The following is a 20,695-nucleotide window of genomic DNA, read 5'->3' on the forward strand; positions in this document are numbered from 1 at the left end:
TTACTGCTCCTGACTGACATCACCCGGCTTCAGTTCGACGCCAGCCAGACGGGCAAACTCTTTCAGGTCAAAGCCCGTATCGAACTGAATGCCGTCGGCAACCATCACGTTGACCAAGGCATCCGGTTCACCCAAGAGTTCGCGCAGCTTATTGACCACGCCCTCGATGATGGCGGCCGTGACTTCACGTTCTTGAAAGCGGATGCTGACCGTGTTCTCGCCCTCACCAATTTCAACGCGCACGCCCTTGAAGCGGGCACCGGATTGATCGCGAAAGCGGTTGATGACACCAAAGACACGTTCGGTCGTATCCAATGAAATACGTTTGCCCTGCAGGCGGGCGGGTGCGGTATCCACAACCTGGACCGTCTTGTCACCACTGGCGGGGATCGGAAAATCCGCTGTCTTGTTGGCCTCACCTGCCTGTGCAAACACCAGCAGACGGCAACTGGCCGAGCCAATCTCGAACGGTGCTTCATAGCGGATGCCGTCCTTGGGATTGGATCCGTCCAGGGTGTAAAAAATCTCTGCATGGGGCGTCACCGCCAAGGTCACCTTGCGCTTATCCGCAATGGGTTCGACCTGGTGGCGGATCTTCAGGTCAGCCAGCCAACGTGTGGCGGGACCACTCTCGTACTGCCCCGTCGGCTCACGTACGACAAAGTACACGGTGCCTTCACCCGTGCTGAAATTATCCAGATCATCCACCCGCTGATCCTGCTCGGACACGTCGGGGCGCGTAGACCAATAGACGGCAGGGCTGTCCCCTGCATGACGCGGGGTCAGGGACAGGACGGTCTCACCTGTCTCTTGCCGGACATTGATCACCGACACGTTGACAGTGGCCTTGTCTTTGGGGAACGGCCCCTTCTCAACATAGCCATCCTCACCCAAACGCCAACGGCCTTGTTTCAGCGCCTCGGCCTTGAGCGCATCCAGGCCACCGGCCCCCGGCATCCAGGGCCAGATGGGCGAGCATTTGGCACGCGCGGCCACGTCCTTCCAGGGGGTACGCCGATTATCCCTGCCCGAGGGCCACAGGTAGGTCTCTGCCAAGGCAAAACACTCATCAAAATTGTCTCTGCCCAGCGCGGCAATCAGTTTATAGTCGGCCCGTGGGCTGGCCAGCAGCGCTTCAATCTGCGCCTCAGCAGACTGGTCCCCCTGCCCCAGCTTGAGTCCCTGATCGATGCTGACCTTGCCCAGCACGTCGCGCCCGTCAGTCGCGTCATTCATGGGCACATACAGGCAGTTGTAGGCGGCGGACAGGGCCTTGCCAAAGCGGCCTTCAGCTTCTTCCAGGCGGTCACGCGCTTCTTCGTACAGGGTATCGCCGGATTTCAAGCGTTTGGAAATCTGTTCGATCGCATACAGTTCGCGCAGCCGTTCCTCTACAGCATCCGCCATCAGGCTGTCCTGCCCAGTCAGGACCAGCAGATTGTTTTTTTCCTGTTGATAATCAAAGAAATTCTGCAGCTCGCTGGGAGGCACCTTGCCATCAGGCTTGACGACAATCAGCGTGCGCGGGCCGCCCAGCCGCAAATCTTCAAACCGTGGCAAGACCTGTACATCCTGATAGGCGATGCGGCTATTGGGTGACAGCACCCCGGTCAGGCGATTGATCAGCGCCTGATCCACCTTGGGCTGGGGAACTTCTTTAGCGTTGCGTTCGATCTGCCGTGAAAGATTCTCCGTTTCCTTGATGAAGAAACGCTGCTCTTCACGGTGCAGGTACCAGGCAGATTCACGCAACTGCTGCAAGGCATGCAGGAACTCGTCTGGCTTGCGCTGCGGGGCCGCCAGAAATTCGATCAGCTCGCTTTCCGACAAGCCAATACGCCCACCAACGGCCCTCGATAGACTGGACGACAGCAAGATCGTCATCAATTGTTGTGCCGCGTCGCTGGCCAGGTCCAGATCAATGCGTTCTGCAATGGCGTTGCCTGCATCGGCAATGTCGCGCGTCACCGCCGGCATCAGCTTTGGCGCAATACGCTCGATCTCGTCCTTGACCTGGTCATCGTTCAGATTCAGATGCTGGGTGCCGATCAGGAAAACGTCATCGGCCGCACGTTCGTCCACGCTTTTCAGCAGGCGGGCGGTGAACTGCATCAGCCCCCGTGTCTGGCGGAACCCTTCGTTTTCCTTGAACAGTGCCACCAGGTGCTTGAATGAGGGGTGAAAGGGATAGGTCTCCCTGACCTGCTCGGCAATCTGCTCGATGCTACTGGCAATGATGTAACCACCATCTTCGGCCCTCTTAACCTGCTGTGCGTACTCCTCAGCCACTTCGGAAATCGTGCGCTCGTCCGGCAGTTCGTCGATCAGGCGCTTTTTCAGGATTTCGTAGATTTCATTGCCTGCCAGCTGCACCGGTGTGATCGTCATCGCCTGACGACGGGTTTCCTGCTGCAGATTCGAGATCGCATCCGTCAACGCCTTGGTCTGAGACTTGTAGCTGCCCGACAGGTTGGCAATCACAATGGCACAGTTCGGCAGTTCCAGGGCCGCACTCATCAAACTGGACAGGCTGTAGACCACCATGTTGGCCAGCGTGCCATCTCCCAGTTTATGCGTACTGGCGTTGTCCAGATACGGTGGTAGTTCATCCAGCAGAATCAGAGTGGGCTGATCACCGATAATGGCTTTCCACTGACGCTGGTCCACCGCCTTGGGGCCATTGGCCCAATAGGGCCGGATGGCTTCTGCTTCGCCCAGTTGGGTGGCGATGTCACCCCAGACATAATTGTCCGGATTATTGCGGCCATTGAAGGCGGCAATGCGCGCCTGACCAAACTCAAGTCGTGACGCCAGATCAGTGGGCAGGACTTCATTGCGGAGATGGGTATGTCGGGCCAACAACCCCAGCGCAATCATCATGTGCGTCTTACCGCCGCCCATGGCCTGAGTCAGTTCGAAGACCCCCTGGTCGGATTTCCCGGACAGGCGCAGCAACCCTTCGCGGAACAGCTGTTCCATACCGTGGGTGACAAAGTTGCGCGAGAAAAATTCGCGACCATCGCCTGCATCGTTGATGAGATCCGCGAGGTTTTCAATCGCCTGACTCATCCGGTAATCACGAATGATGGGATTGAATCGGCAGGCCTGTTTGACTGTCCTGATCATGACCGCACTCCGTTGTTGTTCTTGACTTCTTCGGAGGGCGAGACCGGGATCCCCTTACGCTCGCAATAGTCGCGAATCAGGAACTCCACCATATTGGAAAGAGATCGATGCTCTTGGTCTGCAGCCATACGCAGCCCGTTCTTGAGCCCAGGATCGACACGAAACGTGAGCGTAGCGGTCTTGGTATTGCTCATAGCCTCTCCGGCAACCACTGAAAATGTACTGCACTTTACAGTATTGGATCGGCTGTGACAATAAAATCACGTCGATGGCAAGCAGCCATCAATTACTACTTTCTGCTGAAAGGCCGCTTAGTCAGTCTTCCCCCCGCAATTCCGGCCAAATCTGCCACCAGTCATCGGGCCGCAGTTGCTTGCGGGTGACTTCCCCCCCTGTCAGTTCCTCGATCTCCACGCAGCGAATAATGGGCACCGGACGCGTCCCTGCTGCCCAGCTGCTGACCACCTGTACAGGCAACCCCAGCTTCTTGGCCAACGGGGTCATTCCGCCCATGACTTCACAGGCATCTCGAACAGGTTGAAAATCGGCCATATGCTTCCATAACCATACTAATAGTATGGATTTTATAAGATAAATCCGTTATTTGGATGTGACGGGGCGTTGTTGTTTTGTGCTGTTTTGCGGCATGAAGGTTCATCTACAGCCAGCCAAATTGTAACGGCTAGTCAAAACGCGGTGCCTATCGCATGAAACAAGCTGAACCGGCCTGAACCAAACTTTTTTTCGACCCCCCTAGGGAGATTGGCGATTTTATAACCATCACCTGAGCATGGGATAGTCACAGGCACAAACAATTTGTCCCAGCTCCGTATCTCCAGCTCGCGCAGGTAGCCGCTAAGCTCAATCACCCCTCAGTAGAACCTTGAATCGCTTAGAAAATCAATCAGCTGATTGCCTATTGACAGAACTTAGCAGATTGCTGACAATGGCATTAACTGCTTCACGCAGACCAGCTCTTTAACAAGAAACAAGCGATGAATACTGCGCCCTGCCCGATCACGCGGCACGCGATTGCGCAGCAACCTGTCAGGCATCGGGGTTGAAGCAAAACCGATGAAATCCGCCAATCGCAGCCAGCCCCTCGCGTGGGGCGTGGATGGCTGCGTGCGGCGGGGACTTCCCTTCGCAGGAAGCGCCCGGTGCATTCATCCGAATGCCCAGCATCAGGGATGGCGACGTAATCCTTTGACGACAGCGGGAAAGACCGCAGTCCCCAGCACCCAGACGAACCGCCACCGGCGGGCCAGCGTCTGGCCCTGCCGGAGATGATCCAAGCACCCGACCCCCATCGCGGCATCTTGGCGGGTCGGCCCCCAGGGCTCCGGCGAGCCCGCTTTGGCCGATGTCCCTCCGGGCATCTACCAAAGCCACACAATCCATACCTACCGCCCAGCCTGGCACGTTCACCAGCAATCCAGAAGGATCGACTCATGACGATGACAAGCACATTGACTGCTCAATTCCCCCAACCGCCCACCGGCACCACCTTGCTCTATCGCATCGGCGTGGCAGAACGCAAGCTGGGCGTATCGCGCTCCACCATCTATCGGCTGGTCAATGAAGGCGAGCTGGAACTCATCAAGATCGGCAAGCGCTCCAGCCGCATCACGGCGGCCAGCCTGCATGCGCTGATCGAGCGCAGCAAGGCTGCCTGAAACGGCATCAGCCCACTCAGGCGCTGCATTGCGCCTCCGCAAAGCACTGGTTGCAATCCCTACCCATTCGCAGCCACCCACGCATGACAGAAGGATCGTTCCATGGACACACCGCCGCACATTCCCGCAAACACCCGGCCACTCTTCGCCTCCAACACTCTGGTCCGCGTGCCCGATATCTGCCGCAACCCCAAGACCGGTCAGCCAGGCATTCTGCCGATCAGCCGATCCACCTGGTACGAATGGGTCAAGCAAGGGATCGCACCACCGGGTATGCGGATCGGCGGCCGCACCGTCGTGTGGCGTCTATCCGATATCCAGGCAATGGCAAAAGCTCAGTCTGGCCGCTGAGCCAGCCGGTCCAGATGATCCGCCAGGAACTGCAAAGCCTCTCGGCGCTCCTGGCCCAGCTCTGCATGGTTGTATGCGGCCTCCACCTGCCCCCTGGGGGCATGAGACAGCAACAGCTCAACCACCTCGGATCGGATGCCATGCTCCCGCAGCAGCGTAGCCGCTGTGCCACGAACGCCATGGGGTGCAAACCCTTGAACACCGAAATCGATCCGTTTGAAGAAGTGGTTCAGACTGGCTTCACCCATGGGGGCCACACGGCCACTGCTGGTATAGATAGTCGGAAAGACGTAATCCTGGTGACCTGTCATGGGCTGCAATGCCTGCAGCAAGGCCACGGCCTGACGGGGCAGATAAACCCGATGACGCTTGCGCATCTTCATGCGTTCGGCGGGGATATCCCAGATTCCGGTCGTCAGATCGAATTCTGCCCAATGGCTGCGGATCAGCTCGCTTTTACGAACCATGGTATAGAACAGCATCTGCGCGGCCACCAGGGTCGTGAAATGGGCACCTTGGCGCGGGATCTGTCGCCAGAGCCGACTGACTTCCGCCTCCAGCAGATGCTTGTGGTGGGTGCGCTTGGGCACGCTGATCGCACCACGCACCATCAGCGCCGGGTTTGAGTCAGCCATCAGATTGCGGATCGCGTAGTTGTAGATGCGCTGAATCAGCGACCGCACGCCTTCGGCGGTAACGGCAGTGGTACGTAAAGGCTCCAGAACATCCAGCACCTCACGGGGTGCCACAGCAGCCAGCGGGCGGCCACCTATCGTCGGGAATACATGGCTTTCCAGCCAGCGCAGTTGCTGCGCCCGGTAGGTGGCAGAACGATAGAACAGGGTTTCTTCGACCCATTTCCTGGCATAGGTCTCGAACGTCAGCTGATCAGGGGCATCACCGCTGCTCCCGGGCCGATTCTGTCGGCCTGCCTTGGGGTTCTCGCCCTTCAGCACTTTGTCCATCAATTCAGCATGAACCTGTCGAGCGTCCTTTAACGAAACCGTCGGGTAACGCCCGATGGTGATCTTGTCCCGACGACCCTCGAAATGAAACTTGTAGCGCCAGACCTTCGTACCCGTAGGCAATACTTCCAGATACAGCCCACCGCCATCCGTCAAGGCATAGGGCTTGTCCTTGGGTTTGGCGGCATTGATGACGACGGGGCGCAGCGCATAGGCAAAAGCACGAGACATGGGGCCATGATCCTGAAATTTTGGGGCCATGATAGCAAATATGGCCCCAAAATATGGCCCCAAACTCATGCGATGGCCCCGGATTTAGCCATACCCTACCGGACACTAAAAAGCCCCGCTCTCCTATGAAAGCGGGGCCTTTCTGGACTTCGATGAATCGATCAAAAACCGATTACATATTGTCGATCATCACCTGCCCAAAGCCCGAGCAGGACACCTGGGTCGCGCCTTCCATGAGGCGGGCGAAGTCGTAGGTGACTTTCTTGGACAGGATGGCCTTTTCCATGCTGCTGATGATGAGGTCGGCCGCCTCGGTCCAGCCCATGTGGCGCAGCATCATTTCCGCCGAGAGAATTTCCGAACCGGGATTGACGTAGTCCTTGCCGGCGTACTTGGGGGCGGTGCCGTGGGTGGCCTCGAACATGGCGACCGAATCGGACAGGTTGGCGCCCGGGGCGATGCCGATGCCGCCGACCTGGGCCGCCAGGGCGTCGGAGACATAGTCGCCGTTGAGGTTCAGCGTCGCGATGACGTCGTATTCGGCCGGGCGCAGCAGGATCTGCTGCAGGAAGGCGTCGGCGATGACGTCCTTGACCACGATGTCGCGGCCGGTCTTGGGATTCTTGAACTTGCACCACGGGCCGCCGTCGATCAACTGGGCGCCGAATTCCTGCTGGGCCAGTTCGTAGCCCCAATCGCGGAAGCCGCCCTCGGTGAACTTCATGATGTTGCCCTTGTGGACCAGGGTCACGGTCGGGCGGTCGTTGTCGATGGCGTACTGGATCGCCTTGCGCACCAGGCGCTGGGTGCCCTCGCGCGACACGGGCTTGACGCCGATGCCGGAGGTCGCCGGAAAGCGGATTTTGTTGACGCCGAGCTTGTCCTGCAGGAATTCGATGATCTGGCGGGCCTGCTCGGATTCGGCCTCGAATTCGATGCCGGCGTAGATGTCCTCGGAGTTCTCGCGGAAGATCACCATGTCGGTCTTTTCGGGCTCGCGCACCGGCGAGGGCACGCCCTTGAAGTAGCGCACCGGGCGCAGGCAGACGTACAGGTCGAGTTCCTGGCGCAGGGCCACGTTCAGGGACCGGATGCCGCCGCCCACCGGGGTGGTCAAGGGGCCTTTGATCGACACCACGTAGTCGCGCACGGCCTCCAGGGTTTCCTGGGGCAGCCAGACGTCGGGGCCGTAGATCTTGGTGGATTTTTCACCGGCGTAGACTTCCATCCAGTGGATCTTGCGCTGGCCGTTGTAAGCCTTGGCGACCGCAGCGTCGACGACCTTGAGCATGACGGGCGTGATGTCCAGGCCCGTGCCGTCGCCTTCGATGTAGGGGATGATCGGCTGGTCGGGGATGTTCAACGAGGAATCGGCGTTGACCGTGATCTTTTGGCCGCTGGTCGGGACCTTGATGTGTTGATAGGACATGGAAGCTCCAGTTTGCTCTGGGGGAGGATGATGACGAAAGGGGGGATTTTAGTCTTATATAAGAGTTTAGCCCAAACGCGCGGGATTGAGGCGCGCGAACCCCTTATTCTACCGTTCAGGCCGGCCGTGGGCGGCGCCGCAAGGCGGTAAAATGGTCGAAACACGCAAGCAGGCAGCCATGTTCAACCCCACCCGCGAGCAAGTCCGCGAATTTTTCACCGAGGCCTGGCGCAAGGAACGCGCCGGCGCCGTCCTGACGCCGCTGGAGACCATGGCGGCGGACCTGATCCGTCTGCACCCGGAATACCACGCCGACCTCGAGGATCCCGAGGCCGCCGCGCGCGACTATCCGGTCGAGGCGGGTCGCACCAACCCCTTCCTGCACCTGTCCATGCACTTGGCGATCGCCGAGCAGGTCTCGATCGACCATCCGCCGGGCATCCGTGCGGCGTGGCGCGCCTTGCTGGGCACCCGCGACGAGCACGAGGCCGCGCACGTGGTCATGGAGGCTTTGGGCGAGGTGGTCTGGGAGGCCCAACGCATGGGCGTGCCGCTGGACAATGACCGATACCTGGACCTGATCCGGCGCCGCGCGACGCAGGATCCGTAGTTTTCAGCCTTGTGAAGGGTGTGTTTCCGGTGGATCCGCTGGTTCAGGGGCCCACCGGAATGCGTGGCGGATTACTTGCGGATCGCCAACGGGGACGGCAGGCTGGCCAGCCAGGCCGAGATATTTTCGATGTCCGTGGGCGAGAGCTGGGCCGCCATGGCGCCCATGATCGGGTTCTTGCGCACATTGGCCGACACGGGCGCTCCGGCCTGGCCGCGCTGGTAGGCCGTGAGGGCGTGGGCCAGGTAGTCGGCGTGCTGTCCCGCGAGGATCGGGTATTCTGGCATCATGGATGTCTTGGCATCCTCGCCGTGACAGGAGGCGCAGGTGAATTTCTGGAAGGCAGCCTGGCCGGCGGCCAGATCCGCGGCCTGTGCGCCGGCAGCGACAAAGGCAAGGGAGCCGAGCAAGGCGATCGTCAATTTCTTCATGAGGTCCCCGGCTTTATTATTTGAGGCTGGAATAATAGGCGGCCACGTCGGCCATGTCCTGCTCGGACAGGGTCCGGGCGATGGCCTCCATCGTGGCGAACGAGCGTGCGCCGCTGGCGTATTCCTTGAGCGCCGCGACGATGTAGGCGGCGTTCTGCCCGGCAATCATCGGCACGTGGTAGAGCTCGGGATAGGCGGCCTTGTAGCCGGGGATCCCGTGGCAACCGATGCACATCGAAATCTTGTCCTTTGCCGCCTGCGCATCGCCCGTCACCGGCGCGGCATCCGCCGCCACGGCCTGCCCTGCAAACAAACAGGATGCCGCGATCGCCAGGGGGCCCAGGCAGCGCTCGATTTGTATTCGCAACTTCATATTGTCTCTTTGTTAGCTAAAAAAGGCCCCACGCCGCGCCCTCCGCGTGCTGCCCCTAAAGGGGCCGACTTTCTACCTTGGGGCGGCCAGGCTGCGGAAAATGCGATCGGTTGGAAACCCACATGACCGATGCGGCCTGATGATTGTACGATAATTGCAACCAAGCATGCAGTCCTGAAACTTTGAACCTTATAGCAGCCGGCCGCGCGCCGGCGCCGGGAAATCTTCTTCGACATGAGCACGAATCCCCAGCCGCCCGCCACCGAACGCTTTGACGGCACCGAGCGCTACGTCGCCACGGATGCCCTGAAAATGGCGGTCAACGCCGCCCTTGTGCTGCAACGGCCGCTGCTGGTCAAGGGCGAGCCGGGCACCGGCAAGACCCTGCTGGCCGAGGAGGTGGCGCGAGCCCTGGACCGGCCCCTGCTGCAATGGCACATCAAATCCACGACCAAGGCGCATCAGGGTTTATACGAATACGATGCGGTGTCGCGGCTGCGCGACTCGCAACTGGGCGAATCCTCGGTGCACGACATCCGCAACTACATCGTGCAAGGCGTGCTGTGGCAGGCCTTCGAGTCCGAGCGGCCCACCGTCGTGCTGATCGACGAGATCGACAAGGCCGACATCGAGTTTCCGAACGACCTGCTGCGCGAACTGGACCGGATGGAGTTCCACGTCTACGAGACCCGCGAGACCATCCGCGCGCGCCATCGCCCCCTGATCGTCATCACCTCCAACAACGAAAAAGACCTGCCCGACGCATTCCTGCGCCGCTGTTTCTTTCACTACATCGCCTTTCCCGACCCGGATACGCTGCGCGAGATCGTCGCGGTCCACTTCCCCGACATACGCGCGGACATCCTGGGCGCGGCGCTGGACGCTTTCTTCGGCCTGCGCGAGGCGCCTGGCCTGAAGAAAAAACCCTCGACCTCCGAGTTCCTGGACTGGCTGCGCCTGCTGCTGGCCGAGTCGGTGCCGCCCTCGGCGCTGCGCGATGCCGACATTCCGCCGCTGGCCGGCGCCCTGCTGAAGAACGAACAGGACCTCGGCCTGCTGCAGCGCCTCGCATCCATGAACCGCCGCGCCCAGCGCTAAGGCGCGGGCCACCCCATGCTGATCGATTTCTTCTACCGCTTGCGCGCCGGCGGCATCCAGGTCTCGATCCAGGAGTACCTGACCCTGCTGGAGCTGCTGCGCAGCCAGGCCGCGCCGCAGACCCAGGAGGATTTCTACCACCTGGCGCGCATGGTGCTGGTCAAGGACGAAACCCTGTACGACCGCTACGACCAGATCTTCGCGGCCTTCAGCCAAGGGCTGGCCGCGCGCGCCGCCGGGGCGCCCGAAGTGCCCCTGGACTGGCTGCTGCAGACGTTCCGCAAACACCTGACGCCCGAGGAAAAGGCCGCCCTCGAGCGGCTCGGCTGGGACCGGCTGATGGAATTGTTCCAGCAGCGTCTGGAGGAACAGAAGGAACGCCATGCGGGCGGCAGCAAATGGATCGGCACCGGCGGATCCTCGCCCTTCGGCCACGGCGGCTATCACCCTGAAGGCATCCGCCTCGGCGGACCCTCGGCGGGCAACCGCAGCGCGGTCAAGGTCTGGGAGGCGCGCCAGTACCGCGACTACGACGACCGCCAGGAACTGGGGACACGCAATTTCAAGATCGCGCTGCGGCGCCTGCGCCGCTTTGCCCGCGAAGGCGCGGCGCTGGAGCTCGACATGCCGGGCACCATCCACGGCACCGCGCAAAGCGGCGGCATGCTGGACCTGCGCTGGATGCCCGAGCGGCGCAACACCGTCAAGGTGCTGATGCTGCTGGACGTGGGCGGCAGCATGGACGAACACGTCGAGCGCATCGAATCGCTGTTCTCGGCGGCCCGCAGCGAATTCCGCCACCTCGAGGTCTATTATTTCCACAACTGCCCGTACGAGACCGTCTGGCGCGACAACCGGCGCCGCGAGCAGCGCGTCGACACCCTGGACCTGATCCGCAGCCACAACGCCGACTGGCGCCTCATCCTGGTGGGCGACGCCTCGATGAGCCCCTACGAACTGCTGTACCCCGGCGGCTCGGTGGAGCACCACAACCGCGAGACCGGCGCCGCATGGCTGCAGCGCCTCCTGACGCAATGGCCGAGCGCCGTATGGCTCAATCCCGAGCCTTCGGGATATTGGCAGTACCGGCAATCGATCGGCATCGTGCGCGAGATCATGCACGACCGCATGTTCGGCATCAGCATCGAGGGCCTGGAGCGGGCCATGCATTTGCTGGCGAAATAAACCGGCCATCCCCGCGGCTACGCCGCGCCGGGCCACACCGGTTGCCGCCCCCTATACATTCCACTTATACCTACCCGAGAAAAAACCTGCTTTCATTCCCACGCCCGCGCCCCTAGAATCGTTCCATCCCCCTGGCGCGGGCCGCAGGCCCGGCCCTACACACGCCCCGAGGCATTGCAATGAATGGCACCCCCGACCCCAGTCACCCCACCGGCGCGCCTGCCGATAGCGTCGACCTGATCGTCCTGGGCGCCGGCGCCGGCGGCATGACGGCCGCGCTGGTCGGTGCGCTCGAGGGACTGCGGGTCGTGCTCATCGAGCGCACGGATTGCGTCGGCGGCACCACCGCAACGTCCTCGGGCACGGTCTGGATCCCCGATAACCCCCATCAGCGCGACCTGGGCGTCCGGGACGATGCCGCGGCAGCCATGACCTACCTGGACGCGCTGGTCGGCGACCGGGCCGACCGATGGATGCGCGAGGCCTTCGTGGCGCAAGGCCCTCGCATGGTCGAATACCTCGAGGCACGCAGCGAGGTGCGCTTCCAGGCCTATCCCCACCATCCCGACTACCGCCAGGAACTGCCCGGCGCGGCCACCGGCGGCCGCCCGCTCGAACCCCTGTCTTTCGACGGCCGCCTGCTGGGCGCCCATTTCCGGCAACTGCGCTGGCCGATCCGGGAACTGATGCTGCCCGGGGGCTTGATGGTCACGCGCGGCGAGGCCGCACGCCTGCTGCGCGGCCCCGCATCCTGGGATGCCGTACGCCTGGGAGCCACGCTGGCCGGCCGCCTGCTGGCCGACCGTCTGCGTTATCGGCGGGGCACGCGCCTGGTCCTGGGCAACGCACTGGCGGCGCGGCTCTACAAGGGCCTGCTGGATCATGGCGTGGATATTCTTTTAGAGGCACGGGTGTCGCAGCTGCTCACCAGCGACGATGGCGCCGTGTGCGGCGTCGTCGTCAGCCATCAGGGCGGCAAGCGCACCCTGCGCGCCCGGCGCGGTGTGGTCCTGGCCGGCGGGGGCTTCCCGGCCGACCAGGGGTGGCGCGAACGCCACCTGCCCTCGCCCACCCCACGGTACACGGCGGCCTGCGAGGCCTGTACCGGCGAGACCATCCGTCTCGGCCTGGAGGCCGGCGCCGCCCTCGGGCAGCCCACGGGCGACAACGCGCTGTGGTTCCCCAGCTCCATCGCGACGCGGCGCGATGGATCGACCGCCGTCTACCCGCACATCGTCCTGGACCGCGCCAAGCCCGGCCTGATCGCGGTCAATGCCGCCGGCCGGCGCTTCGTCAACGAGGCGGCGTCCTATCATGAGTTCACGCGAGGCATGTACGCCGCGCACCCGGACGATCCCTCGATTCCCGCCTTGCTGGTCTGCGACCGGCGCTTTCTATGGAAATACGGGCTGGGCATGGTCTGGCCGCACTCGATGGCCCTGCGCCGCCACATCCGCGGCGGCTACCTGCTGGCCGGCGCGACGCTGGCCGACCTCGCCCAGCAGGCGGGCATCGATCCCGCCGGCCTCGCCCGCACGGTGGCGGCCGTCAACGAGTATGCCGCCACCGGCAAGGACCCGGACTTTCACAAGGGCGAGAGCCTGTACGACCGCAACAACGGCGACAGCGCGCACCAGCCCAATCCCTGCCTGGGGCCCATCGCCACGCCGCCGTTCTATGCCGTGCGCGTCTACCCCACCCCGCTGGCCACCAGCCTGGGCTTGCGCACCGATGCGGATGCGCGCGTCCTGGGCGGCGACGGCCGGCCCATCGCGGGCCTGTACGCCTGCGGCGCGGACATGCATTCCCCCTTTGGCGGGGAATACCCGGGCGCCGGGGCGCAGCTGGGCCCTGCCATGACTTTCGGCTATGTGGCGGCGCGGCACGCCGCGAACATCGATCTGGCAAGGTAGCCGGCACGCCATCCAAGTAATCCCCCCTTGTGAGATGACTTGAGTAGTGCGACGCTATACGTTCAGCTTATATCGCTGTGGCGGTGCCTACACCCGCAACGGGAGACCGGCCGCCGCCCACAGTCAGGGAAATAGAGTCGCCCAGGGCCGGAAATGAATCTGAAACAGCTCCAGTATTTCGTCCAAATCGTGGAAAGCGGCAGCATGACCAAAGCTTCCCGCCAGCTTTTCATCGCTCAACCCGCCCTCAGTCAACAATTGACCAAGCTCGAGGATGAGGTTGGCAAGCCCCTTCTGGTTCGATCCCCCAAGGGCGTCACACCGACCGACAACGGCCTGGCACTCTACCACCACGCCAAGTTCATGCTCAGGCAACTCGACCAGGCGCTGTCGATCGCCCGACAGGAAACGATGGAAATCCATGGAATGGTGACGGTCGGTCTACCGGCCACCACAGTGTCCGCCCTCGGCCTGCCGCTGGTGCGTCGTATCCACGAACGCTATCCACGCATTCTGCTGAACGTCGTGGAGGGCATGAGCGGCCACCTCGGACAAATGATTCGTCTCGGGCAACTCGACATCGCCATCCTGTTCAAGCCAAACGTCGGCTCGGATCTCAACGCCGTCCCTATCATCGAAGAGGAGCTCTTTGTCTTGCTTCCGCGCTCAAGCTCCCTCGTTGACGCGCGCCGGACCAAGATCACTTTGGCTGAAGCGGCTGAACTACCCCTCATTCTCCCGACCAGCAAGCACGGTCTGCGCCAACGTATCGAGAGCGAATTGGAATCGCGCAACCTTTCATCCCATATCGTTGCCGAAATCGACTCGCTGTCACTGCTGATGAGCTGTGTTTATGCCGGCATGGGCGCCACCATCAAACCCATGTCGGCGCTGCTGTTGGAGGGTGAGCGCGGCAAGGAGTGGCGCGCCCTGGCGATTTCGGATGCCTCCATCAGCCGCCGGAACTATCTGTACACCATCGCGCCCGAAATGTTGTCGCCCGCCGCCGCGCTGATTTCCTCCGAAATCAAGAATACCATTCGCTGGCTGACCGAAACCGGTGCCTGGCCGACCGTCAAGCTGTTGTAGCGGCAGGCGCCGCCTCGGCCGAACGTCTTGGGCTCCCGTCGGACCCTAATGAGCGAAGAATCGAAATCCCATCTGTTTTGCTTATACCCATCCTTAAAAAACAGTATTTTTTTTCTACCGTCCGCCCACGTATTCTGTCCCCATTCACCACCCATGGAAAAGGCGGACGAGAATGGAAGTACAAGTCGCTCACAACGTGGAAACGGCGCGTAGCCTGCTGATCGCAGGCGAGTGGATCCAGGGCCGGTCCACGACATTCACTGTGTTGAACAAGTTCGACAATCGTCCGCTCGCCGAGATCAGCACTCCCACTGCCGAACAGGTCCGCGAAGCAGTTCAAGCTGCGGTCCGCGCCTTCCATGACAATCGAAAACTCAGCCCGCATGAGCGCGGGCGCTTTCTGGACAAGACGGCGGCAGCACTCGAAGCACGGTCCGACAGCCTTCAGCGAACGATCTGCGCAGAAGCCGGATTCACCCTCAGCGATGCGGCGGGTGAAGTACAACGTGCAATCCAGACATTTCGCCTCGCGGCGGAGGAGGCGCGCCGATTCACCGGCACGCTGGTCCCGGTGGAGGGCGCACCCGGCCAGGTGGGGCGGATGTGCTGGACCATGCGCATACCGCTTGGCGTGGTCGCCGCAATCACGCCGTTCAACGCCCCCCTCAATACCGTCGCGCACAAAGTGGCGCCCGCCTTGGCGGCCGGCAATGCCATCATATTGAAACCGTCCCCACACACCCCCCTGGTCGCATGCCAACTGGCGGAAGCACTCATGGAAGCCGGCACACCCAAGGGATTGGTCTCGGTCCTGCATGGCGGTGCCGAAGTGGTTCAGGGCTTGCTGGACGAACAGGACGTGAAATTCTATGCCTTTACGGGCAGCACCGAGGCCGGCCGGGCGATCCAGCAGCGTGCAGGCCTGCGCCGTACCCAGATGGAACTGGGTTCAATCGCGTTCGGCATTGTCTGTGACGACGCAGACCTGGATTTTGCCCTCCCCAAAATCGTAAACGCGGCATACCGGAAAGCCGGGCAGGTTTGCACATCGATCCAATTGCTGCTGGTCCACAAAAATATATTCCCGATTGTCGAGGCACGTCTCACGGAGCGCGTCCGCGACCTCGCAGCCGGGAACCCCCTGGATCCGGCGACGGTGGTCGGCCCCGTCATCAGCCCGGCTTCCGCACAGCGGATCTCCGACTGGATCGACCAGGCGGTCCAGTCAGGTGCGACTTGCCTGGCCGGCGGCAGCCGGCAGGGCAATGTAGTCGCCCCCACACTACTCAAGGACATCTCGCCGGAAACGCCTCTCGGATGTCAGGAAGTCTTCGGCCCTGTGATGTCGCTTGTGCCTTTTTCCACCCTGGACGAGGCAATCACGCAAGTCAATGCAACACCATACGGACTGGCAACGGGAATCTTCACCAATCGGCTCGACGAAGCGTTTCGCTTCATTACCGAGTTGCAGGTCGGCGGGGTGCACATCAACGAAACGTCGAGTTCGCGCGTCGACATGATGCCCTACGGTGGCTCAAAGGCGAGTGGCTTCGGACGGGAAGGCCCTTACTACGCCATGCGGGAAATGAGCGAGGAGCGCGTCGCCACGCTCCTTTCCAATACAAATCGAGGAAAACAGCGATGACGAAGCAAAAAGGCGGAGAGGTCATTGTCGACTATCTCATCAAACAAAAGGTGCCGTACGTGTTCGGTATTTGCGGACACGGAAACGTCGGCATTCTCGATGCGCTCCACGAGCGCAAGGATGAAATCCAGTATGTTTCGCCGCGGCACGAGCAATGCGCCGGCCACATGGCGGACGGCTATTTCCGGGTTCGCCACGCACCGGTGGCGACATTGACCTCAACAGGTCCCGGATCCGCCAACATGGTCATGTCCCTGGCGACGGCGCTATCCGATTCTTCGGCCTTCCTCGCCATCACCGCCAACGTCCCTACATCGCAGGCTAATCGAGCCCCGTTCCAGGAGCTGTACAAACATAACCAGGCAGACTTCGCTCAAGTGCTGCGCCCCGTCGTCAAGCGCAGTTTCCAGCCTTCGCGTGTCGACATGTTGCCGCTGGCATTGCGGCAATCGTTCGACACCATGCTCACAGGCCGGCCGGGACCGGTGAACATGGACGTTCCCTATAACGTCTTTCAAGAGGAGGATGTGGTGGAGGACATCTCGGCCGCATCCCGCACGCTCGGGCGCCATCGTCCCGCCGTCAGCGAGTCCGACCTGGCTGCAGCCCTGAGCTTGCTAACAGCGTCGCAAAGGCCGGTGTTCTTTATCGGTCAAGGGGCAACGCTCTCGGAAGCCGGGCCTGCGCTTTCCAAGCTGCAGGCGCAATTGGGAATCCCAGTGATCACCTCCCCCAATGGCATGGGGTGCGTGCCGGCCGACGATCCATTGACCCTCGGTTTCATTGGACGCAACGGCGCCTATCCCGCCAACCAGGCTGGGCGACACGCCGATCTTGTGATCTGCGTGGGCACACGTTTCGACGACCGATCCTCGTCGACGTGGATGCCGGGGTACTCCTGGAATTTTCCCGGCACCAAGCTGCTGCACGTGGACCTGGATCCGGCAGAACTCGGCCGCAACTATCCGCCGACGCTCGGCCTGATCGCGGACGCGAAAACGTTTTGCGAACAGCTGCTGGGCGGCGTCGCCAGTCACGGCACGCTCAAGCGCGAAAATTTCTCGGCATGGCGTGCGCAAATCGCGGACTGGCAACAGGAATGGAACGATTTCATCGCGCCGAACTTCGGCGCCATTACCACGCCTATCCGACCGGAATACGTCGTCGGCACATTACAGAAAGTGCTGCCTGAGGACGTGATCCTGACGCTCGACTCCGGCGTCCACCATAATTGGTTCATGCAGTTCTGGCGTCCCCAAAGGCCCGCCAGCATGCTCAATAGCTGGGGCTACTCGTCGATGGGATTCGGCGTATGCAGTGTGCTGGGCGCTCAACTCGCCGCGCCAGAGCGCCCATGTGTCGCGGTAGTGGGGGATGGCGGATTCATGATGACGCCCTATGTGGTTGCCACTGCCGTCGAATATCAGCTGCCCTGCATTTGGATCGTCTGGAACAACTTTGCCTGGGGAGCCATCCGGGACCTGCAGTACGGATTGTTCGATGGCCGCGAGCTGGGCACCGCTTTCTACAAGGGCGACCAAGGTCCCGGCGGCCAGCGCTACAACCCGGACTTTGCCGCATGGGCCCGTGCCTGCGGTGCGGACGGCGTCACGATCACACGCAGTGCGGATCTTGCGCCGGCGGTTGAACAAGCCCTCAGAAATCGCCGGCCTTGCGTGATCGACGTGCACATTGATGCTGAAGTCCGCCCACCGTCGACCGGGACTTGGCAATTGCCGCCGATCCCCTACACGGAACCGGCCTTTGGCAAGCCCTGGATTGCGTGATACGGCCATGGGCACACACAGCGAAACGTACGATGTCGTTGTTGTCGGCGGCGGGGGATCCGGCCTCGCTGCCGCGATCGAGGCACGTGCCGCCGGTGCGCGCGTCTTGCTCGTCGAAAAGAACCCGAAGCTCGGCGGATCCACTGCCTGGTCGATCGGCTCCATATCAGCCACTCAGACCCCGCATCAGCGTGCCAAGGGCATTACAGACGATCCACAGCACCATTGGGAGGACATGCCGGGTTTCGCCGGCGACCTGTCGGACCGTGATAATGACGCGCTACGCAAAATTCTTTGCGATGAAGTCCCTGCAGCCTTCCAATGGCTGCTGGACTCGGGCGTCCGTTTCATGGGCCCCATGCCGGAGCCCCCGCATCGCCAGCCGCGGATGCATAACGTGCTGCCAAACTCGCGGGCATTCATATATCACCTCGAGCGCCGCGCACGGAAATCCGGCGTCATCATCCGCTGTAATACACACGTCAGTGAGCTCGTCACCCAGGATGGACGTGTCATCGGTGTCCGGTGTCAAGGACAGCATAACGGTGGTGCCGTTTTGTACGGAACCAAAGGCGTCATTCTTGCGGCGGGCGATTTCACCAACAGTCCTGAACTCAAGGCTCGCTTCATGGGGCCGATCGAGGCCAAAGTCGAAGGCGTCAACATGACCGCCACCGGAGATGGCCAAACGATGGCTGAAGGGCTGGGGGCGACCATTCTGAACGGCGACCTGGCCTTGGGGCCCGAACTTCGCTTCGTGCCGCCCCTCAAGGAAACACTGGTTCGACGCCTGCCTCCGTGGCGGGCCCTGGCCGCCTTCATGCAATGGTCCATGGACCACATGCCTCAAGCATTGCTCAGGCCGTTCCTCATGCAGTTTCTGACGACGGCTCTGGCGCCTTCCCTGTCTTTGTTCGAGGCGGGCGCGGTACTGGTGAACCAGAGCGGCAAAGCCGTTCACGCCCGTCCTGAACGGCTGGCGTATGCGCTCGCCGGAGAGCCGAACAATCGCGGCTGGATCATACTCGACCACAGCGTTGCATCGCGCTTTTCCAGATGGCCGGATTTCATTTCGACGGCGCCTGGCGTCGCTTATGCGTATCTGCCGGATTACGCACGCAACAGAAAAGACATCCACACACAGGCGCAGACCCTGGAATCCTTGGCCGAACATCTCGGAATGGACGAAGCCCTCCTGCAAAACGCCATGGAGGGTCGGCCGGCCATCGGACCTTATGTCGCACTCGGACCCGTTCGTCCAGTCTTCGTGCACAACGAGGGGGGACTGAAAGTGGACACCTCCCATCGCGTCCTGGATCGTCAAGGACAAGCCATCGAAGGTTTATATGCAGTGGGCTCGACTGGGCAAGGCGGCCTGTTATTGAAAGGGCACGGCCATCACCTGGCCTGGGCCTTCGTATCCGGCCGCAGGGCCGGAAAAATGGTTGCGTCGTTGTAGGACGCAATAACCCGAAGCCACGAACGGCAACGGATCTTACACAAAAGGAGACGTGCGACATGAAGAGCACCACCACACACAAGAAACACCCCCCCTTTCGTATGGCGGCCTATGGTTCGAGCCTGCTGATGGCCATGCTGCTTGGCGCTTCCGCCGGCGCCTATGCACAGGATACAGGGCCCATCAAGATCGGTATGGTATTTCCCAAACAGGGGCCAAGCGCCTCGATTGGCGAGTACTTGTCCCGGGGCGCGATGCTCGCGGTCGAGCAGCACGGCAAGGTGCTCGACCGCGACGTCGAGATCATCTTCCTGGACGAATCGAACGCGCAGGCCGCCCAGCAGAATTTCCAGAAACTCGTGGATGAGCACCAGGTCGTCGGTGTCGTCGGCGCCAACAGCAGCGCATCGGCACTGGCCATGGCCGGCGTCGCGGAACGCACAAAAACGCCGCTGATCGCTGCCGGGGCCGCGGCGCGCGAAGTCACGGGTTCGAACTGCAACCGCTACACCTTCCGATTCCAGGCCACGGTTCCCGTACAAATGGCCGGCCTGATGCCGACCGTCGAGAAACAAGGCAAGAATGCCTACTTCATCACGGCAGCCTATGCGTTCGGCCAGGACATCCTGCGCACCGGCCAAACCATACTGGAAAAATCCGGAGGCACAGTAGCCGGCATCGACGAAGTACCGCTCAATACGGCGGACTACAGCTCCTATGTTCTCAAGATCCGATCCGCCAAACCGGATGCCGTCGTAGGCGGGCTGGTCGGCCAGGACCTCTCCAGCTTTCTCAAACAATGGAATGCGATGAATATGAAGGGCAAGATCCCCTTCTATGAAATCGCCGTCAGCGACACGGATTTCTGGGATGTCGGGCCTGAGGCGTCAACCGGAACGTATGTAAAGCCCTGGTACTACAACGATCCGGCCAACAGCGCAGCTGAAAAGGCGTTTACCAAGGCGTTTACAGACCAGTTCGGCAAGCCGCCCTCCGACAAGGCCTACTCCGGCTGGCTGTCGATGCGCTCACTGCTGGATTCGATCGACGCGGCGAAATCGACGGACAGCAAGGCTGTGGTCCAGGCCCTCGAGCAATGGAAGGACACCAAAGGAGCATTTCCCGCCTATTACCGCACATGGGATCACCAACTGATCCGCCCGTCGGTCATCGTCACCATCAAAGACAACATCACCGACAAATGGGACTTCTTTGATGTCGACAGCCACACCAGCAAAACGGAGGAAGACACTCTGAAGGATTTCGGAACCAAGGAAGAAGTCGGCTGCAACATGCCGTCCTTGTAGCCACTCCTTCATTTCAGTCC

18 protein-coding genes are annotated in these 20,695 nt (G+C 61.6%); 11 read left to right on the forward strand and 7 right to left on the reverse strand.

The features are described from left to right. The 3 genes from OOZ48_RS10600 to OOZ48_RS10610 all read right to left on the reverse strand — a co-directional run bounded on the left by OOZ48_RS10600 (position 1) and on the right by OOZ48_RS10610 (position 3,678). Positions 1 to 3,126: an anti-phage-associated DUF499 domain-containing protein gene (locus tag OOZ48_RS10600; protein ID WP_269498091.1), complete on the reverse strand. Its 3,126-nt coding sequence runs from the start codon at positions 3,124 to 3,126 to the stop codon at positions 1 to 3. Then, the gene (locus tag OOZ48_RS10605; protein WP_269498092.1) at positions 3,123 to 3,320 is read right to left on the reverse strand and encodes a hypothetical protein; all 198 of its coding nucleotides are present in this window, start codon (positions 3,318 to 3,320) and stop codon (positions 3,123 to 3,125) included. The genes OOZ48_RS10600 and OOZ48_RS10605 overlap by 4 nt, the downstream gene beginning before the upstream one ends. A 121-nt stretch (positions 3,321 to 3,441) precedes the next feature. Beyond that, complete coding sequence (locus OOZ48_RS10610; protein WP_269498094.1) at positions 3,442 to 3,678, reverse strand: transcriptional regulator; 237 nt, start codon at positions 3,676 to 3,678, stop codon at positions 3,442 to 3,444. 899 nt (positions 3,679 to 4,577) lie between these two features. Here OOZ48_RS10610 and OOZ48_RS10615 point away from each other — a divergent pair. Beyond that, on the forward strand, positions 4,578 to 4,802 hold the full coding sequence (locus OOZ48_RS10615) for a helix-turn-helix transcriptional regulator (protein ID WP_269498096.1): 225 nt from the start codon (positions 4,578 to 4,580) through the stop codon (positions 4,800 to 4,802). A gap of 102 nt (positions 4,803 to 4,904) precedes the next feature. Next, positions 4,905 to 5,153, forward strand: coding sequence for a helix-turn-helix transcriptional regulator (locus tag OOZ48_RS10620; RefSeq protein WP_269498098.1), 249 nt, complete (start codon positions 4,905 to 4,907; stop codon positions 5,151 to 5,153). Here OOZ48_RS10620 and OOZ48_RS10625 read toward each other — a convergent pair. Then, positions 5,138 to 6,349, reverse strand: coding sequence for a tyrosine-type recombinase/integrase (locus OOZ48_RS10625; protein ID WP_269498100.1), 1,212 nt, complete (start codon positions 6,347 to 6,349; stop codon positions 5,138 to 5,140). The two genes, OOZ48_RS10620 and OOZ48_RS10625, sit on opposite strands and share 16 nt — an antisense overlap. Before the next feature lie 172 nt (positions 6,350 to 6,521). Next, positions 6,522 to 7,778, reverse strand: coding sequence for an NADP-dependent isocitrate dehydrogenase (gene icd / locus OOZ48_RS10630; RefSeq protein ID WP_269498101.1), 1,257 nt, complete (start codon positions 7,776 to 7,778; stop codon positions 6,522 to 6,524). A gap of 178 nt (positions 7,779 to 7,956) precedes the next feature. On the opposite strand from icd, the gene OOZ48_RS10635 reads away from it, so the two are divergent. After that, entirely contained in the window at positions 7,957 to 8,388 is a 432-nt protein-coding gene (locus tag OOZ48_RS10635; protein WP_269498200.1) for a DUF1841 family protein, read from the forward strand. 71 nt (positions 8,389 to 8,459) lie between these two features. Here the strand turns inward: OOZ48_RS10635 and OOZ48_RS10640 are convergent, their stop codons facing one another. Both OOZ48_RS10640 and OOZ48_RS10645 read right to left on the reverse strand, forming a co-directional pair. Then, positions 8,460 to 8,819 (reverse strand): c-type cytochrome, encoded by a 360-nt coding sequence (locus OOZ48_RS10640; RefSeq protein ID WP_269498103.1) that lies wholly within the window; start codon positions 8,817 to 8,819, stop codon positions 8,460 to 8,462. Between the two features lie 16 nt (positions 8,820 to 8,835). Continuing rightward, positions 8,836 to 9,192, reverse strand: coding sequence for a c-type cytochrome (locus OOZ48_RS10645; RefSeq protein WP_269498105.1), 357 nt, complete (start codon positions 9,190 to 9,192; stop codon positions 8,836 to 8,838). Positions 9,193 to 9,426: 234 nt separating this feature from the next. Between OOZ48_RS10645 and OOZ48_RS10650 the strand changes: the two genes are divergently transcribed. From OOZ48_RS10650 to OOZ48_RS10685, 8 genes are all read left to right on the forward strand, one after another. Continuing rightward, positions 9,427 to 10,290 carry an AAA family ATPase gene (locus tag OOZ48_RS10650; RefSeq protein ID WP_269498107.1) on the forward strand — a complete coding sequence of 288 codons (864 nt, stop codon included), beginning with the start codon at positions 9,427 to 9,429 and terminating at the stop codon, positions 10,288 to 10,290. 15 nt (positions 10,291 to 10,305) lie between these two features. Beyond that, complete coding sequence (locus OOZ48_RS10655) at positions 10,306 to 11,475, forward strand: vWA domain-containing protein (RefSeq protein ID WP_269498109.1); 1,170 nt, start codon at positions 10,306 to 10,308, stop codon at positions 11,473 to 11,475. Between the two features lie 179 nt (positions 11,476 to 11,654). Continuing rightward, complete coding sequence (locus OOZ48_RS10660) at positions 11,655 to 13,388, forward strand: FAD-dependent oxidoreductase (protein WP_269498110.1); 1,734 nt, start codon at positions 11,655 to 11,657, stop codon at positions 13,386 to 13,388. 153 nt (positions 13,389 to 13,541) lie between these two features. Then, positions 13,542 to 14,477, forward strand: coding sequence for a LysR substrate-binding domain-containing protein (locus tag OOZ48_RS10665; protein ID WP_269498112.1), 936 nt, complete (start codon positions 13,542 to 13,544; stop codon positions 14,475 to 14,477). A gap of 172 nt (positions 14,478 to 14,649) precedes the next feature. Further along, the gene (locus OOZ48_RS10670; RefSeq protein ID WP_269498115.1) at positions 14,650 to 16,122 is read left to right on the forward strand and encodes an aldehyde dehydrogenase family protein; all 1,473 of its coding nucleotides are present in this window, start codon (positions 14,650 to 14,652) and stop codon (positions 16,120 to 16,122) included. Continuing rightward, on the forward strand, positions 16,119 to 17,909 hold the full coding sequence (locus OOZ48_RS10675) for a thiamine pyrophosphate-binding protein (RefSeq protein WP_269498116.1): 1,791 nt from the start codon (positions 16,119 to 16,121) through the stop codon (positions 17,907 to 17,909). Before OOZ48_RS10670 ends, OOZ48_RS10675 begins: the two co-directional genes overlap by 4 nt. 7 nt (positions 17,910 to 17,916) lie before the next feature. Beyond that, positions 17,917 to 19,368 carry an FAD-dependent oxidoreductase gene (locus tag OOZ48_RS10680; protein WP_269498118.1) on the forward strand — a complete coding sequence of 484 codons (1,452 nt, stop codon included), beginning with the start codon at positions 17,917 to 17,919 and terminating at the stop codon, positions 19,366 to 19,368. A 59-nt stretch (positions 19,369 to 19,427) separates the two neighbouring features. Continuing rightward, positions 19,428 to 20,675 carry an ABC transporter substrate-binding protein gene (locus OOZ48_RS10685; RefSeq protein ID WP_269498120.1) on the forward strand — a complete coding sequence of 416 codons (1,248 nt, stop codon included), beginning with the start codon at positions 19,428 to 19,430 and terminating at the stop codon, positions 20,673 to 20,675. Positions 20,676 to 20,695: the final 20 nt, after the last annotated feature.

Origin of the sequence: Castellaniella sp. S9 (assembly GCF_027257175.1) — a bacterium.
Taxonomy (GTDB): domain Bacteria; phylum Pseudomonadota; class Gammaproteobacteria; order Burkholderiales; family Burkholderiaceae_B; genus Castellaniella.

What these genes read in the sequence shown, in the direction of transcription:
- OOZ48_RS10645 (WP_269498105.1), bottom strand. Translation starts at nt 9,192, where the DNA reads ATGAAGTTGCGAATACAAATCGAGCGCTGCCTGGGCCCCCTGGCGATC.
- OOZ48_RS10665 (WP_269498112.1), top strand. Translation starts at nt 13,542, where the DNA reads ATGAATCTGAAACAGCTCCAGTATTTCGTCCAAATCGTGGAAAGCGGC.
- OOZ48_RS10660 (WP_269498110.1), top strand. Translation starts at nt 11,655, where the DNA reads ATGAATGGCACCCCCGACCCCAGTCACCCCACCGGCGCGCCTGCCGAT.
- OOZ48_RS10685 (WP_269498120.1), top strand. Translation starts at nt 19,428, where the DNA reads ATGAAGAGCACCACCACACACAAGAAACACCCCCCCTTTCGTATGGCG.
- OOZ48_RS10625 (WP_269498100.1), bottom strand. Translation starts at nt 6,349, where the DNA reads ATGTCTCGTGCTTTTGCCTATGCGCTGCGCCCCGTCGTCATCAATGCC.
- icd (WP_269498101.1), bottom strand. Translation starts at nt 7,778, where the DNA reads ATGTCCTATCAACACATCAAGGTCCCGACCAGCGGCCAAAAGATCACG.
- OOZ48_RS10610 (WP_269498094.1), bottom strand. Translation starts at nt 3,678, where the DNA reads ATGGCCGATTTTCAACCTGTTCGAGATGCCTGTGAAGTCATGGGCGGA.
- OOZ48_RS10675 (WP_269498116.1), top strand. Translation starts at nt 16,119, where the DNA reads ATGACGAAGCAAAAAGGCGGAGAGGTCATTGTCGACTATCTCATCAAA.
- OOZ48_RS10635 (WP_269498200.1), top strand. Translation starts at nt 7,957, where the DNA reads ATGTTCAACCCCACCCGCGAGCAAGTCCGCGAATTTTTCACCGAGGCC.
- OOZ48_RS10615 (WP_269498096.1), top strand. Translation starts at nt 4,578, where the DNA reads ATGACGATGACAAGCACATTGACTGCTCAATTCCCCCAACCGCCCACC.
- OOZ48_RS10680 (WP_269498118.1), top strand. Translation starts at nt 17,917, where the DNA reads ATGGGCACACACAGCGAAACGTACGATGTCGTTGTTGTCGGCGGCGGG.
- OOZ48_RS10655 (WP_269498109.1), top strand. Translation starts at nt 10,306, where the DNA reads ATGCTGATCGATTTCTTCTACCGCTTGCGCGCCGGCGGCATCCAGGTC.
- OOZ48_RS10670 (WP_269498115.1), top strand. Translation starts at nt 14,650, where the DNA reads ATGGAAGTACAAGTCGCTCACAACGTGGAAACGGCGCGTAGCCTGCTG.
- OOZ48_RS10605 (WP_269498092.1), bottom strand. Translation starts at nt 3,320, where the DNA reads ATGAGCAATACCAAGACCGCTACGCTCACGTTTCGTGTCGATCCTGGG.
- OOZ48_RS10620 (WP_269498098.1), top strand. Translation starts at nt 4,905, where the DNA reads ATGGACACACCGCCGCACATTCCCGCAAACACCCGGCCACTCTTCGCC.
- OOZ48_RS10640 (WP_269498103.1), bottom strand. Translation starts at nt 8,819, where the DNA reads ATGAAGAAATTGACGATCGCCTTGCTCGGCTCCCTTGCCTTTGTCGCT.
- OOZ48_RS10650 (WP_269498107.1), top strand. Translation starts at nt 9,427, where the DNA reads ATGAGCACGAATCCCCAGCCGCCCGCCACCGAACGCTTTGACGGCACC.
- OOZ48_RS10600 (WP_269498091.1), bottom strand. Translation starts at nt 3,126, where the DNA reads ATGATCAGGACAGTCAAACAGGCCTGCCGATTCAATCCCATCATTCGT.